The organism is Nocardia yamanashiensis NBRC 100130 (assembly GCF_001613325.1).
Classification (GTDB): Bacteria; Actinomycetota; Actinomycetes; order Mycobacteriales; family Mycobacteriaceae; genus Nocardia; species Nocardia yamanashiensis.
This window is the reverse complement of record NZ_BDCD01000014.1, coordinates 364,595-379,668: the sequence shown is the minus strand read 5'-3', so window position 1 is coordinate 379,668 and position 15,074 is coordinate 364,595. Positions and strand designations below refer to the sequence as shown.

General features: G+C 68.8%; 12 protein-coding genes. 10 read left to right on the top strand and 2 right to left on the bottom strand.

Going from position 1 to position 15,074, the window contains the following annotated elements; translation table 11 throughout:
* Nucleotides 1-5: 5 nt before the first annotated feature.
* Both NY1_RS16430 and NY1_RS16425 read right to left on the bottom strand, forming a co-directional pair.
* The gene (locus NY1_RS16430) at nt 6-1,067 is read right to left on the bottom strand and encodes a mechanosensitive ion channel family protein (protein WP_067713375.1); all 1,062 of its coding nucleotides are present in this window, start codon (nt 1,065-1,067) and stop codon (nt 6-8) included.
* A gap of 107 nt (nt 1,068-1,174) precedes the next feature.
* Nucleotides 1,175-2,626: an APC family permease gene (locus tag NY1_RS16425; RefSeq protein WP_067713372.1), complete on the bottom strand. Its 1,452-nt coding sequence runs from the start codon at nt 2,624-2,626 to the stop codon at nt 1,175-1,177.
* 129 nt (nt 2,627-2,755) lie between these two features.
* On the opposite strand from NY1_RS16425, the gene NY1_RS16420 reads away from it, so the two are divergent.
* From NY1_RS16420 to NY1_RS16375, 10 genes are all read left to right on the top strand, one after another.
* Nucleotides 2,756-3,940 carry an ROK family transcriptional regulator gene (locus tag NY1_RS16420; protein ID WP_067713369.1) on the top strand — a complete coding sequence of 395 codons (1,185 nt, stop codon included), beginning with the start codon at nt 2,756-2,758 and terminating at the stop codon, nt 3,938-3,940.
* 408 nt (nt 3,941-4,348) lie between these two features.
* Nucleotides 4,349-4,984: a bifunctional pyr operon transcriptional regulator/uracil phosphoribosyltransferase PyrR gene (pyrR, locus tag NY1_RS16415; RefSeq protein ID WP_084535017.1), complete on the top strand. Its 636-nt coding sequence runs from the start codon at nt 4,349-4,351 to the stop codon at nt 4,982-4,984.
* Complete coding sequence (locus NY1_RS16410; protein ID WP_067713366.1) at nt 4,981-5,946, top strand: aspartate carbamoyltransferase catalytic subunit; 966 nt, start codon at nt 4,981-4,983, stop codon at nt 5,944-5,946. The genes pyrR and NY1_RS16410 overlap by 4 nt, the downstream gene beginning before the upstream one ends.
* A gap of 70 nt (nt 5,947-6,016) precedes the next feature.
* Entirely contained in the window at nt 6,017-7,372 is a 1,356-nt protein-coding gene (locus NY1_RS16405; protein WP_067713363.1) for a dihydroorotase, read from the top strand.
* A complete protein-coding gene (locus tag NY1_RS16400; RefSeq protein WP_067713361.1) occupies nt 7,372-7,872 on the top strand; it encodes a PH-like domain-containing protein in 501 nt (166 codons plus the stop codon). Before NY1_RS16405 ends, NY1_RS16400 begins: the two co-directional genes overlap by 1 nt.
* Nucleotides 7,869-8,984 (top strand): glutamine-hydrolyzing carbamoyl-phosphate synthase small subunit, encoded by a 1,116-nt coding sequence (gene carA, locus NY1_RS16395; protein WP_067713358.1) that lies wholly within the window; start codon nt 7,869-7,871, stop codon nt 8,982-8,984. Before NY1_RS16400 ends, carA begins: the two co-directional genes overlap by 4 nt.
* Nucleotides 8,984-12,295, top strand: a complete 3,312-nt coding sequence (gene carB, locus NY1_RS16390; RefSeq protein ID WP_067713355.1) for a carbamoyl-phosphate synthase large subunit — start codon at nt 8,984-8,986, stop codon at nt 12,293-12,295. The genes carA and carB overlap by 1 nt, the downstream gene beginning before the upstream one ends.
* 2 nt (nt 12,296-12,297) lie before the next feature.
* Nucleotides 12,298-13,122: an orotidine-5'-phosphate decarboxylase gene (gene pyrF, locus NY1_RS16385; RefSeq protein ID WP_067713352.1), complete on the top strand. Its 825-nt coding sequence runs from the start codon at nt 12,298-12,300 to the stop codon at nt 13,120-13,122.
* 215 nt (nt 13,123-13,337) lie between these two features.
* Nucleotides 13,338-14,171, top strand: a complete 834-nt coding sequence (locus NY1_RS16380; protein WP_084535016.1) for a patatin-like phospholipase family protein — start codon at nt 13,338-13,340, stop codon at nt 14,169-14,171.
* Between the two features lie 86 nt (nt 14,172-14,257).
* On the top strand, nt 14,258-14,683 hold the full coding sequence (locus tag NY1_RS16375) for a VOC family protein (RefSeq protein WP_067713349.1): 426 nt from the start codon (nt 14,258-14,260) through the stop codon (nt 14,681-14,683).
* Nucleotides 14,684-15,074: the final 391 nt, after the last annotated feature.

Here is a 15,074-nt window from a genome sequence, read left to right as displayed (position 1 = left end):
GCGATTTACGGTGTATGAAACCCTGCCGCCAAGTGGGATTCGAACCCGCCGGCGCCCGCGAATTCCAGGGTCCGCACGGGGTAGGGTATCGCGATGCCTTCCTCGCGATAACGCCGGTGCAGGCTCTTGATGAATTCGCTGACCAGCAGATATTGGTCCTCATAATGCCGGGTGCGGAGCACGACGCGGAACTGGATGCCCGAATCGCCGAAGGTATGGAAGCGCACCCGCGGATCCGCGCCCGCGAAACCCACATCGAGTTCCTTCATCACCCGCCGGGCCACGTCCATGGTGACCTGCTCGACGTAATCCAGGTCGCTGGTGTACCCGGTACTCACCTCCACCACGACCGCCATGTCCTGATCGGGCCGGTGGAAGTTGGTGAGAATCGATTCGGCGAATTTGCGATTCGGCACGATGATGAAATTGCCCGGAATGTCCTGGATCGTGGTGGTTCGCCAGTTCACGTCGCTGACCCAGCCCGTCTCGCCGCCTTCGAGTTTCACGAAGTCACCGGGCTGCACCGTCTTCGAGGCCAGGATGTGCACGCCCGCGAACAGATTGGCGAGGGTGCCCTCCAGCGCGAGCGCGATGGCCAGCGCGCCGATACCCAGTGCACCGAGCAGCGGCGTGATCTCCACGCCCACCGTGTCCAGGGTGATCAGCAGCCCGAGCACGAACACGATCACCTTGGTGATGGTGGAGAACAGGCTCACCGACCCGGAGATGCCGGTGACCCGCTTGGCCACCGAGCTGACGATCTCCGCCGCCAGCCGCGCCACCGCATAGGTGATGGCCAGTAGCAGCGCGGCTTCCAGGATCTGCTTGACCGTGATCGGGGAGAACGGCAGCCCGGTCGGCAAGGCCAGGGCGAGGGTCAGCCCGGCCAGCGACGCGACCGGGACGGCCAGATCGCGGGCCAGGCCGAAGCCCATGCGGTGCACCGAGCGCTCGTTCCCCGCCGTCTTGGCGGCGATCCGGTCGACGAGCCGGCGGGCGAACAATCCGGCCATCGGCCCGATCACGACGAGTGCGGCGGCTATGGCCCAGACCAGCGGTTTGCTCATGGCGACGACTCCCAGCCTCGGAGGGCGGTGGATCCGGACAATCCAAGACAAAGCAATCGGACTGGATCATAACCCTCTGTTTGCTGACTGTTTGCCGAGGCGGTCGCTCAGGCGGTCGGCGCGGGTTCGGGTTCGGCGAACCGCTCGTGAATCTCCTTGGGGCCGAACGGCCAGGTCTTCTCCACCCGCGCCCAGACCAGGAAGGACACCAGGCCGATGCCGACCCATGCCAGGGACCATTCGATCGGGTGCACACCGGGATTCGCCTTGTCCGCGTACCCGTAGATGACCGCCCAGCCGATGGCCGCCACCACCGCGGGCAGCGGATACAGCAGCATCTTGTACGGCCGCGCCAGGTTCGGCTGCCGCCGCCGCAGCACCACCAGCGCCGCGATCTGCGCGAAGGCCTGCACGATCACCATGACCGTGGTCAGCAGCGAGATGAGCACCGCCAGCGGCGGATGGGTGGCCGAGGTGCCGATGTGCCGGGCGAAGACGAACCCGGCCGCGGTCACCACGCCCATCACGATCAGCCCGAGCACCGGGAACTCGTGCTTGGGATGCAGCCGCCCGAAGGACCGGAAGAACACCCCGTCGCGCGCCGCGTCGAACGGCACCCGCGAACCGCCCAGCAGTCCGGCGAACACCGAGGCGAACGCGGTCACCAGGATCAGCACGGTGACGACCTGCGCGGCTCCCTTGCCGATGGTCGTCTCGAGCACCGCCGAGGCCACCGACTGCGAGGCCACATTGCCCGGGTCGAGGAGGTCGTGCCAGTCGATCACGCCCAGCACGCCGATCTGCATGCACAGGTAGATGCCCATGACCGCGACGATCGCCGTCACGATGGAGCGGGGCAGCACCCGGCCCGGATCCTTCAGTTCCGCACCGAGATACGCGGAGGTGTTGTATCCGAGGTAGTCGTAGATGCCGATGGTCAGCCCGGAGGCGAAGCCCAGCCAGAAGGTATTGCTGCCCAGATCGATGGCGTTCGCGGGCCAGTCGAAGGCCATGCTCGCGTCGAAGTGGGTGAAGGCCGCCAGGATGACCGCCGCTACCGAAATGATCATGACCGCCCACATCACGACGGTGATCCGCCCGATGCTCTCGACCTTGCGCCACAACAGCAGCACCACCAGCGCCACCACCGCGAGCCCGACGATATCGCCCTGCCCGGTGGTCATGGACGGCCACAGATAGGTCAGGTACTGCACCAGGCCCTGCACTCCGGTCGACATGATCAGCGGAATGAAAAGTATTGCGGTCCAGACGAAAAGGAACGGCATGAGCCGTCCGCTGCGGTACTGGAACGCCTCGCGCAGGTACACGTAGGTGCCGCCCGCCCCGGGCATGGCGGCCCCGAGTTCGGCCCAGATGAGCCCGTCGGCCAGGGCGAGGATGGCGCCGGCGACGAAGCCGAGCACGGCGTGCGGTCCGCCGAACGCGGCGACCATGAGGGGAATCGTGACGAACGGCCCGATGCCGACCATCTGACTCATATTGATGGTGGTGGCCTGGAACAGGCCGATCTTCCTGGGGAGCGTGCTGGGGCCGGTCATGGCTTCCTCCGGTGGCGCAATGGGGGAGGGCGTATGGGTTTTGTAAAGTTAAATTCCTTTACTATTCCAGTCAAGGGGTCGGGCCGATTGTTTACAGTCGGCTCGACGGCGGAACGGGATCGGAGGGTCGTGGACGAAGTGCCTTGGAACAGGCAGCGTTTGCGCAGCAACAATGAATGGCTGCTGCTCGAACAGCTGCGCGCGGGCGGACCGGCATCCCGTGCGCAACTCGCGCGCGACACCGGCCTGTCCAAGCCGACCGTGTCCAGTGCACTGGCGGCATTGGAAGAACACGGCCTGGTCCGGGAGATGGGTACCGTCGCACCGGAACGCGGGCGCACCGCCGTGCTCTACGAACCCGATCCCACCGCCGGCTATGTGCTCGGCATCGATGTGGGCCGGGCGCGCCTGCGTGCCGCGGTCGCCGACATGTCGGGAAAAGTGCTGTCCCGCACAGACGTTCCCAATCGCGCCCGCAATGCCACAGCCCTGGCCCAGGTCGCCGTCGAGGCCGCCCGCGCAACCCTCGGCGACGCGGGCATTCCCGTCGACCGCGTCGTGCACGCCGCCCTGGGCAGCCCTGGCGTCTTCGATCCGCAGGACGGCCGCGTCCACTACGCCGTCAATCTCCCCGGCTGGGGCCGCGCCGGGGTGCTCGACGAGATCCGCGACCGCCTCGGCGGCCCCGACCTCTCCATCCACAACGACGCCAACCTGGCGGCCCTGGGGGAGTACGCCTTCGGCGGCGGCCAGGGCAGCCGCCTGTTCGTCTACGTCCTCATCGGTACCGGTCTCGGCGTCGGAATCGTCTCGCGCGGAGAGCTTTTCACCGGCGCCCACGGCGCGGCGGGCGAAGTCGGCTTCCTCCCCGCCGCTTTCGGCGACACCGATGCGGTCGCGCCGCGGCGCGGCGCGCTCGAGGAAGCCGTCTCCGCCGACGCCGTGGTCCGGGCCGCGCGCGAGCGCGGCATGACCGGCCGCCTCACTGCGAAGGCCGTCTTCGATGCGGCCCGCCGCGGCGATCCGATCGCGACGGAAGTGGTCCGCGCGGAAGGCGAACGGATCGCCTTGGTCGTCGCCGCGGTGACCGCCGTCCTCGATCCGGACCTGATCATCGTCGGCGGCGGCGTCGGCCGCAGCGCCGACCTCCTCCTCGACCAAGTCCGCGCGACCCTGCAACGCACTACGCCGCTCCGCCCGACCGTCGCCGCCAGCCACCTGGGCGACGACGCGGTCCTGCTCGGCGCGGTCGCCACCGCCCTCAAGATCGCCCGGCCCCTGGTCTTCGACCGCCGGACCCCGAACGGCCAGTGACCGCCGGCCCGCTCATGGTCGCGGTTGCCCGACTGCCGGATCCTGCCTGGCCGGTGACCGCCGGCCCGTAGGCGGTCGCGCTGTCCGCCCGCCCCTCCCTCGTCCTGCGGCCGGCTCTACGCGGCGACGCTGTCACGTCGAGAGCGGGTGTCGTGCTAGCCGGTGTCGGGTGTTGCGGTGGCTGCGGGCGTGAACCTGGCCACAGCCCTGGCCCCTTCGCATAGCTGCCAGGTAGCCGGTTACCGCCGGTAGGGCGGATTCCTGCTGGTCGCGGTGGGGGGGCGGGCGCGGCGGCGGGCCGGTTGCGGAGGGGGTGCGGCGGCGGGGCGGTGTGGCGGCGCTGCTAGGGTGACCACTCGAAAGACATCCTTTAACGGACCGTCCAGTGAGGCGGGGAAGGAGGTCGGCATGGCCGTGCCCGAAGACCGGGCCGCCAAGTCGAGCGCTGCCGAGCATTCGCAGCGGCACGATCCCGAGCGGGTCCTGTCCGGACGCGAACTGTTGTCGGACCCGGATGTCGGCCGCACCATCGCCCGGATGGCCCACCAGATCATCGAGAAGACCGCTCTCGATTCCTCGGATCCGGCTGTGCCGCGCGTTGTCCTGGTCGGAATCCCCACGCGTGGAACGACTCTCGCCAATCGATTGGCGCTCAAGATCGAGGAATTCGCCGGGGTGCGCCCCGCCGTCGGTTCCCTCGACATCACTCTTTACCGCGATGACCTGCGCAGCAAGCCGCATCGCCCGCTCGAGCGCACTTCGGTGCCCGAGGGCGGGATCGAGGACGCGCTGGTGGTGCTGGTCGACGATGTGCTTTTCTCCGGCCGCACGGTCCGCTCCGCCCTCGACGGGCTGCGCGACCTGGGACGGCCCCGCGCCGTGCAGCTCGCGGTGCTCATCGACCGCGGGCATCGGGAACTGCCGATCCGCGCGGACTATGTCGGAAAGAACGTGCCCACCTCGCGCACCGAGGACATCTCGGTGCTGCTGCGCGAGCACGACGGTCGTGATGGTGTGTATCTGCGTCAGGAGGGCGAACTGTGAGGCATCTGCTGTCGGTCACCGATCTGGACCGCGACACTGCCACCGGTTTGCTGGACGACGCCGAACGGTTCGAGCAGGCGCTGCTCGGCCGCGAGGTCAAGAAGCTGCCGACGCTGCGCGGGCGCACCGTCATGACGGTGTTCTTCGAGAACTCCACCCGCACCCGGGTCTCCTTCGAGGTCGCCGGTAAGTGGATGAGCGCCGACGTCATCAATGTGAGCGCGTCGAGTTCCTCCGTCTCCAAGGGCGAGTCGCTGCGCGATACCGCGCTCACCCTGCACGCGGCCGGCGCGGACGCGCTCATCGTGCGGCACCCGGCTTCCGGCGCGGCGCACCAGATCGCGCGCTGGTTCCACGAGATGAACGACGGCGCAAGCGGTTACGCGGGCCCCGGCCCGGCCATCATCAATGCCGGTGACGGCATGCACGAGCACCCGACCCAGGCGCTCCTGGACGCGCTGACCCTGCGCCAGCGCCTCGGCGACCTGGACGGCAAGCGCGTCGTACTGGTCGGCGACATCCTGCACAGCCGCGTCGCGCGCTCGAATGCCTTCCTGCTCAGCACCCTTGGTGCGGAAGTAGTGCTGGTCGCCCCGCGCACGCTACTGCCGGTCGGCGTCGAAGCCTGGCCGGTGCGGGTCTCGAACTCCCTCGACGCCGAACTCCCGGGCGCCGACGCGGTCATGATGCTGCGCGTGCAGGCCGAGCGCATGAACGGCGGCTTCTTCCCGTCGGCGCGCGAGTACTCGATCAACTACGGCCTGAACGAGCGTCGCCTGAAGATGCTCGACGAGCACGCGGTGGTGCTGCACCCCGGCCCCATGCTGCGCGGCATGGAGATCGCCCCGGCGGTCGCCGATTCGCCCAAAGCCGCTGTGCTGCAACAGGTCAACAATGGCGTCCACATGCGCATGGCGGTGCTCTTCCGCCTGCTGGCCGGAACCGACGAGGTGGTGGCGTGACCGGGTCAGGCCCGCAGACGGCAGCCTGCGTAACCACGGAGGGCCCCCGGGCACGCCGAGAGGAGACAGCATGAGCAAGATCCTGATCCAGAACGTCCTTCTGTACGGCGAGGGCGACCCGGTCGACGTGCTGCTGGCCGACGGCGAGATCCGCGAGATCGGCAGCGGGATCGCCGCGACCGATGCGGAGGTCATCGACGCCACCGGCCAGGTGCTGCTGCCGGGCTTCATCGACCTGCACACGCACCTGCGCGAGCCGGGCCGTGAGGACACCGAGACCATCGAATCCGGTTCCGCCGCAGCCGCTCTCGGCGGCTACACCGGTGTATTCGCCATGGCCAACACCAACCCGGTCGCCGACTCGGTGGTCGTCACCGATCACGTGTGGCGGCGCGGCCAGGAGGTCGGCCTGGTCGACGTGTACCCGGTCGGTGCGGTCACCGTGGGCCTCGAGGGCAAGCAGCTCGCCGAAATGGGCACCATGGCGGCGGGTGTCGGCAATGTGCGCATGTTCTCCGACGACGGCATGTGCGTCTACGACCCGCTGATCATGCGCCGCGCCCTCGAATACGCGAACACCCTGGGCGTGCTCATCGCCCAGCACGCCGAGGAACCGCGCCTCACCAAGGGCGCGGTGGCGCACGAGGGTCCGAACGCCGCCCGCCTGGGCCTGGCCGGCTGGCCGCGCGCCGCCGAGGAATCCATCGTGGCCCGCGACGCCCTGCTGGCGCGCGACGCGGGGGCGCGCGTGCACATCTGCCACGCCTCCACCGCCGGCACCGTCGAACTCCTGAAATGGGCCAAGTCCCAGGGGATTTCGATCACCGCCGAGGTGACCCCGCACCACCTGCTCCTGGATGATTCGCGCCTGGAGACCTACGACGCGGTCAACCGCGTCAACCCGCCGCTGCGCGAATCCTCCGACGTGGCCGCCCTGCGCCAGGCCCTGGCCGAGGGCGTCATCGACTGCGTCGCCACCGATCACGCCCCGCACGCCGAACAGGACAAGTGCTGCGAGTTCGCGGCCGCTCGCCCCGGCATGCTGGGCCTGGAGACCGCGCTCTCGATCATCGTGCAGACCATGGTCAATCCCGGTCTGCTCGACTGGCGCGGCGTCGCCCGGGTGATGAGCGAGAACCCGGCGCGCATCGTCGGACTCGACGATCAGGGCCGCCCGCTGGCTGTGGGCGAACCCGCCAACCTGACCCTGATCGATCCGAATGCCGAGTGGACGGTCGAGGCCAAGGAATTGGCCTCGATCTCCACCAACACCCCCTACCAGTCGATGACCCTGCCCGCGAAGGTGACCGCCACCTTCCTGCGCGGCCGGATCACCGCCCGGGACGGGGTGGCCGCCGCGCCGCGCGGTGGCGACGAGGTCTTCGCCGGTGGAGACCGGCGGGTGGGGAACCGAGGAGGTCCGTAATGGAGCGCACGCTGTGGGTGGTCGGGATGTTCGCGCTGTTCGCGCTGAGCATCTGGGGCATGTACCGGGCCTGGACCGGACGCGCCCGACGCCAGGCTTCCGCGATCGGTGAACTGCCCGCGGTGCCCGGCGACTGCGGGGCGCAGCTGCTGGAGCCGACCACCGGGATGTATCTCGGCAGCACCCTGGCCCCCAGCTGGATTCAGCGAATCACGGTGGGCGACCTGGGTTTCCGGGCCACAGCGGAACTCACCCGCTTCGAGCGCGGCATTCTGCTCGAGCGGGACGGGACGGGGCCGATCTGGATTCCGGAGGAATCCATTACGGCGGTCCGCGCCGAGCGCGGACATGCGGGCAAGGTGATGACGGCAGACGGTGTGCTGGTCATTCGCTGGAAATTGCCGACGGGAACCGAGGTGGATACCGGTTTCCGCGGAGACGACAAGACGGTGTACCCGGCCTGGACGGGTGCGATGACGGGAGACGAGGCAGAGGCATGAGCGGCGATACCGCAGTGATGGTGCTCGAGGACGGCCGGGTTTTCCGCGGTTCGACCTTCGGCGCCGTCGGACAGACATTGGGTGAAGCGGTTTTCTGCACGGCCATGACCGGCTACCAGGAAACCCTCACCGATCCGAGTTACGACCGGCAGATCGTGGTGGCCACGGCCCCGCAGATCGGCAATACCGGCTGGAACGACGAGGACGACGAATCCTCGAAGATCTGGGTCGCCGGATACGCCGTGCGCGACCCCTCGCGCCGCGTGTCCAACTGGCGCGCCAACCGCAGCCTGCAGGACGAGCTGGAGAACCAGAGCGTCGTCGGCATCGCGGGCATCGACACCCGCGCGCTGGTGCGGCACCTGCGCAACTACGGCTCCATGAAGGCGGGCATCTTCTCCGGCGAGGCCCTCGCCGACTACGAGGAGCTGCTGGGCCGGGTCACCGGCCAGCCCTCCATGCTGGGCGCGGACCTCGCGGGTGAGGTCTCCACGGACGAGATGTACACCATCGAACCTGTTGGCGAGCACCGCTTCACGGTCGTCGCGGTGGACCTGGGCATCAAGTCCAACACCCCGCGCATGTTCGCCCAGCGCGGCATGCGGGTGCACGTGGTGCCCTCCAATGTGACCCTGGACCAGATCAAGGAACTGAACCCCAACGGCGTGTTCCTGTCCAACGGCCCGGGCGACCCGGCCACCGCCGACGCGCAGGTGGCTCTGACCCAGGGCATCCTGGGCGAGAACCTGCCGCTGTTCGGCATCTGCTTCGGCAACCAGATCCTGGGCCGGGCGCTCGGGCGCGGCACCTACAAGATGAAGTTCGGCCACCGCGGCATCAATGTGCCGGTCATCGAACATCATTCGGGCCGCATCTCCATCACCGCGCAGAACCACGGCTTCGCCCTCGAGGGTGAGCGCGGCGAGGTGTTCGACACCCCCTTCGGCAAGGCCGAGGTCAGCCATGTCTGCGCCAACGACGGTGTCGTCGAGGGCGTGCAGCTGGTGAACGGCCGCGCCTTCTCCGTGCAGTACCACCCCGAGGCCGCGGCCGGCCCCCACGACGCCGCGTACCTGTTCGATCGCTTTGCCATGCTGATGGAAGGAGCCTGATGCCACGCCGTACCGACCTCAATCACATCCTGGTGATCGGCTCGGGCCCGATCGTCATCGGCCAGGCTTGTGAGTTCGACTATTCGGGAACCCAGGCGTGTCGCGTCCTGCGGTCGGAGGGCCTGCGCGTATCGCTGGTCAACTCCAACCCGGCCACCATCATGACCGACCCGGAGTTCGCGGACTCGACCTATGTCGAGCCCATCACCCCGGAGTTCGTGGAGAAGGTCATCGCCAAGGAGCGCCCGGACGCCATCCTGGCGACCCTGGGCGGTCAGACCGCGCTCAATACCGCTGTCGCGCTGCACGAGAACGGTGTGCTGGAGAAGTACAACGTCGAGCTGATCGGCGCCGACTTCGAGGCCATCCAGCGCGGTGAGGACCGGCAGAAGTTCAAGGACATCGTCGCCAAGGTCGGCGGCGAGAGCGCGCGCTCCAAGGTCTGCTACACCATGGCCGAAGTTCGGGAAACCGTTGCGGAACTGGGCTTCCCGGTCGTCGTGCGGCCCTCGTTCACCATGGGCGGCCTGGGCTCGGGCATGGCCTACAACCACGAGGATCTCGATCGCATCGCCGGCGGCGGCCTCGCGGCCTCGCCGACCGCGAACGTGCTCATCGAGGAATCCATCCTGGGCTGGAAGGAATTCGAGCTCGAGCTCATGCGCGACGGCAAGGACAATGTCGTCATCGTCTGCTCGATCGAGAACGTGGACCCGATGGGCGTGCACACCGGTGACTCGGTCACCGTCGCCCCGGCCATGACCCTCACCGATCGCGAATACCAGAAGATGCGCGATCTCGGCATCGCCATCCTGCGCGAGGTCGGCGTCGACACCGGCGGCTGCAATATCCAGTTCGCGGTGGACCCGAAGGACGGTCGCCTGATCGTCATCGAGATGAACCCGCGCGTGTCGCGGTCCTCGGCATTGGCCTCCAAGGCAACGGGTTTCCCGATCGCCAAGATCGCCGCCAAGCTGGCCATCGGCTACACCCTCGACGAGATCGTCAACGACATCACCGGCGAGACCCCGGCCTGCTTCGAGCCCACCCTCGACTACGTCGTGGTCAAGGCCCCGCGCTTCGCGTTCGAGAAGTTCCCGGGCGCAGACACCACGCTGACCACCACCATGAAGTCGGTCGGCGAGGCGATGTCCATGGGCCGCAACTTCTCCGAGGCGCTCGGCAAGGTGCTGCGCTCGCTCGAGACCAAGGCGACGGGCTTCTGGACGCTGCCCGACGGCGAGTGGACCGACGTGCAGGCCGTCCTGGACGATCTGAAGGTGCCCACCGAAGGCCGCATCTACCAGGTGGAGCGGGCGCTGCGCCTGGGCGCGAGCATCGAGGACACCGCCGCCGCCTCGGGCATCGACCCGTGGTTCGTGGCCGAGGTCGCCGCCCTGGTGGAGCTGCGTCAGGAGATCATCGACGCGCCGGTGCTGGACGAGACGCTGCTGCGCACCGCCAAGCACTACGGCCTCTCCGATCGCCAGATCGCTTCGCTGCGACCGGAACTCGCGGGCGAGGGCGGCGTGCGGGAGCTGCGCCACCGGCTCGGCATCCGCCCGGTGTTCAAGACCGTCGACACCTGCGCCGCCGAATTCGAGGCCAAGACCCCGTACCACTACTCGGCCTACGAGCTTGATCCCGCCGCGGAATCCGAAGTGGCGCCGCAGCGCGAGCGCGAGAAGGTCATCATCCTGGGCTCCGGCCCGAACCGCATCGGCCAGGGCATCGAGTTCGACTACTCGTGTGTGCATGCGGCGCAGACGCTTTCGGCCGCCGGGTTCGAGACCATCATGGTCAACTGCAATCCGGAGACCGTGTCGACCGACTACGACACCGCCGATCGCCTCTACTTCGAGCCGCTCACCTTCGAGGACGTGCTCGAGGTGTACCACGCCGAAACCGAGTCCGGCACCGTCGCGGGCGTCATCTGCCAGCTCGGCGGCCAGACCCCGCTCGGTTTGGCGCAGCGCCTGACCGATGCGGGCGTGCCGGTGGTCGGCACCTCGGCGGCGGCCATCGACCTGGCCGAGGATCGCGGCGAATTCGGCGATGTGCTGGTCGCGGCGGGTCTTCCGGCCCCCAAGTACGGCACCGCCACCACCTTCCCGCAGGCCAAGAAGATCGCCAACGAGATCGGCTACCCGGTCCTGGTGCGTCCTTCCTACGTGCTCGGCGGGCGCGGCATGGAGATCGTCTACGACGAGCAGTCCCTCGAGGACTACATCTCCCGCGCCACCGAGATCACCCCGGACCATCCGGTGCTGGTGGACCGGTTCCTGGAAGACGCCATCGAGATCGACGTCGACGCGCTCTGCGACGGCGAAGAGGTGTACCTGGGCGGCGTCATGGAACACATCGAGGAAGCCGGTATCCACTCCGGCGACTCGGCGTGCGCCCTGCCCCCGATCACTCTGGGCCGCAGCGATATCGAGGCCGTGCGCCGCTCCACCGCCGCGCTCGCCAAGGGCATCGGCGTCAAGGGGCTGCTGAACGTGCAGTACGCGCTCAAGGACGACGTGCTCTACGTCCTCGAGGCCAACCCGCGCGCCAGCCGCACCGTGCCGTTCGTGTCCAAGGCCACCGCGGTCTCCCTCGCCAAGGCCGCCGCGCGCATCGCACTCGGCGCCACCATCGCCGAACTCCGCAAGGAGGGCCTGCTTTTGGCCGAGGGCGACGGCGGCTACGCCCCGTTCGACGCGCCGGTCGCGGTCAAGGAGGCGGTGCTGCCCTTCCACCGCTTCCGCCGCCCGGACGGCAGCGGCATCGACTCGCTGCTGTCGCCGGAGATGAAGTCCACCGGCGAGGTCATGGGCATCGACGCCGATTTCGGCACCGCCTTCGCCAAGAGCCAGGCCGCCGCCTACGGTTCGCTGCCGACCGAGGGCACCGCCTTCGTCTCGATCGCCAACCGCGACAAGCGCGCCATGGTGTTCCCGGTCAAGCGCCTGCACGACTTGGGCTTCCGCATCCTGGCCACCGACGGCACGGCGGAGATGCTGCGCCGCAACGGCATTCCGTGCGAGCGGGTGCGCAAGCACTCCGAGGACGGGGCCACGGCGGATCAGCCGAGCATCGTGGACATGATCAAGGACGGCGACGTCGACATCGTGTTCAACACCCCGTACGGCAATAACGGCCCGCGCGTGGACGGTTACGAGATCCGCACCGCCGCGGTGGGCGCGAACATCCCGTGCATCACCACCGTGCAGGGTGCGGCGGCGGCGGTGCAGGGCATCGAGGCCACCATCAACGGCGGCATCGGCGTGCGGTCCCTGCAGGAACTCCACGCCACCCTGCGAGGCTGAGCATGACGAGTTTCGGTGTGCGGCTGCGGGAAGCGATGCGTGCGCACGGTCCGCTGTGCGTGGGCATCGACCCGCATCCGCCGCTGCTGCGGGCCTGGGGACTGTCCGAGGACGTGACCGGGCTCAAGGCATTCGCCGACGCCTGCGTCGAAGCCTTCGCCGGCCGCGTCGCCCTGGTCAAGCCGCAGGTCGCGTTCTTCGAGACCTACGGCTCCGGCGGGCTCATGGTCCTGGAGGAGGCCATCGGCGAACTGCGGGAGGCGGGCACCCTGGTGCTCGCCGACGCCAAGCGCGGCGATATCGGCTCCACCATGGACGCCTACGCCCACGCCTGGCTCGGTGACGGCCCGCTCGGCTCCGACGCGGTGACGGTGTCGCCGTACCTCGGATTCGGTTCCCTCGCACCGGCGCTGAACCTCGCGAAGGCCAATGGCCGTGGCGTGTTCGTCCTCGCCGCCACCTCCAATCCGGAAGCGGCGGAACTGCAACGCATCACCGGCCCCGACGGCCGCAGCATCGCCCAGCGCATGGTGGACGACGCCGCGGCCGCCAACGCCGGAGCCGAATTCGGTTCCGTCGGCGTGGTGGTCGGCGCGACCCTCACCGAGGCCCCGGACCTGTCCGCCCTCAACGGCCCGATCCTGATGCCGGGTGTCGGCGCACAGGGCGGGGGAGCGGACGACATCCGCAAGCTCGTCCCCGCGAGCGATCTCGGCGCGGTGCTGCCGAACGTCTCCCGCGAGGTGCTCAAGGCCGGACCGTCGGTCACCGCCCTCCAGGAGAAGGTGGCCGAACTGGCCGCCGAATTCGCCTTCCTGCAGGGCTGAATCGGTGTCGGCGGTATCGAATACGGCCGCCCGCCACCGCAAACGATCGCGCGGCAACGCCGCCGCGCACAGTGGAACCGCCTCGGACGCTCAGTGCGGCCGGGGCGGTTCCCGTTCCCGGGCGGCGTGTGGCCGGGCCCGCGCGAAATGCCCGCCCCGCCGATGAATCTCGCGGGGGCGGCGTCGGGTTCGTACGGCTCCGATACAGTGGTGATATGTCTACCGCGCTGCCGCCCAATGGAATCCGTCACGCACTGGTTCTCGGAGGGGGTGGCGCGGTCGGCCTGAGCTGGATGGCCGGGCTGGTCGGCGCGCTGCGGGAGGCGGGGATCGACCTGGCCGCGGCGGACCGGATCGTCGGCACCTCCGCGGGGTCGATCATCGGGGCGATTCTCGCCGACGGCGGCGATATCGGCCGGGTGCTGCAACCGCCGTCGGCGGACAGCCCGAAGATCAACTTCAGTATGGCCGCGTTCTCCGAGGTGCTCGGGATTCTCATGACGCCCGGAATCGGCGCGTCGGAAGCCTGGCGGCGAGCCGGTGCGCGCGCCCTGGAAATGGGCCTGGGCGATCCGGAGGAGCACGTCGCCCGGATGGCCGGGCTGATCGGCACCACCGAATGGCCGGACAAGGACCTCGTCGTCACCGTGATCGACGTGACCGAGGGCAAATTCCGCGCCGCCACCAAGGCCGACGGCATTCCCCTCGAGCGCGCCATCGCCGCCAGCACCTGCGCGCCGGGCGTCTTCCCACCCATCCCGATCGACGGCCACCACTACATGGACGGCGGCCTGCGCTCGCCGATCAACGCCGACCTGGCCGCCGGCGCGGAGGTCATCGTGATCGTCGAACCCCTGGCGCACCTGTTCCCGCGCGCCCCCAAGGACACCGAACTCGGCAGCGGCACAGTGTTTTCCATCGCACCCGAGGCGGACGCCATCGGCCCCAACGTGTTCGACCCGGCCCAGCTGCTGCCCGCCTATGAAGCCGGCGTGCGCCAGGGCCACGAACTCGCCCCGCGCCTGAAGGACCTCTGGCCGGCCGCCTGACCGGTCCGGAACCCGCTACACGGCAGCGGGTCTCACCATGCGGCTGATTACGCTGCACACCGAACCCCGGTGAAAGGTGTGACCCGATGTCCGACAACGAACTCGGCCTGCTCTCGTACGGCCAAACTCGTGTTCTGGTGGACGATTTCGCCACCAGCTTCCGCTTCTACCGCGATGTGCTCGGCCTGTCGCTCAAGGACGACCCGGCCGATGCCCCGCGCGCCGAAGACGGTCCCTACGCGTGCTTCGCGATCCAGGGCAACGACCTCGCGCTGTTCACCCGCGCCTACCAGGACGCCGCCATCGGCGCCCCGCACCGTGAGCGCGACGGCGTCGACGGCGTGGTGATCGTGCTGCGGGTCGCCGATGTGGACGCCGCCGCGCAGACCGCCGTCGCCCGCGGGGCCGAATTGGTGAGCGAACCCGCAGATCAGCCCGCCTGGGGCATGCGCGTGGCGCACCTGCGCGCCCCCGAGGGCACCCTGATCGAGTTCTGCCACTACGACGACTGACGGACTGTTCGCTCTGCGCGAAATCCGGGCCGCGCCGATTCCGGCCGCCGGGCCCGCTCAGCGCCGATTTCCGGCCGGTGGGGTCCGGTTTCGTCCAGGGAACTACACGCGTGTGTTTTCGTCGCTCCAGGAGCCTTCCAGGCGGCATTTCGTGTGGTCCAGGGGCTAGCCGTACGACCGTTTCGGTACTCGCCGGTCGCCCGCTGTGATGCGCGACACGCGGGGTCGTTTTTGCGCGACACGCCGATGAATCCAAGAAAAATCCAGGTCGCGTGATTACAGCTCGGTCACGGTTTCCGCACCGGCCGATCCGCACCTCTTCGAACCTGGGTTCGAACGTGAAAAACCCCTGGCCGCAAGGCTATTCGCGGCCCCCGGAGTAGGATCGGCG

Coding starts and splice junctions, on each gene's coding strand:
- NY1_RS16430 (WP_067713375.1), bottom strand. CDS start 1,067: ATGAGCAAACCGCTGGTCTGGGCCATAGCCGCCGCACTCGTCGTGATC.
- NY1_RS16425 (WP_067713372.1), bottom strand. CDS start 2,626: ATGACCGGCCCCAGCACGCTCCCCAGGAAGATCGGCCTGTTCCAGGCC.
- pyrR (WP_084535017.1), top strand. CDS start 4,349: ATGGCCGTGCCCGAAGACCGGGCCGCCAAGTCGAGCGCTGCCGAGCAT.
- NY1_RS16405 (WP_067713363.1), top strand. CDS start 6,017: ATGAGCAAGATCCTGATCCAGAACGTCCTTCTGTACGGCGAGGGCGAC.
- NY1_RS16400 (WP_067713361.1), top strand. CDS start 7,372: ATGGAGCGCACGCTGTGGGTGGTCGGGATGTTCGCGCTGTTCGCGCTG.
- carA (WP_067713358.1), top strand. CDS start 7,869: ATGAGCGGCGATACCGCAGTGATGGTGCTCGAGGACGGCCGGGTTTTC.
- carB (WP_067713355.1), top strand. CDS start 8,984: ATGCCACGCCGTACCGACCTCAATCACATCCTGGTGATCGGCTCGGGC.
- pyrF (WP_067713352.1), top strand. CDS start 12,298: ATGACGAGTTTCGGTGTGCGGCTGCGGGAAGCGATGCGTGCGCACGGT.
- NY1_RS16380 (WP_084535016.1), top strand. CDS start 13,338: ATGTCTACCGCGCTGCCGCCCAATGGAATCCGTCACGCACTGGTTCTC.
- NY1_RS16375 (WP_067713349.1), top strand. CDS start 14,258: ATGTCCGACAACGAACTCGGCCTGCTCTCGTACGGCCAAACTCGTGTT.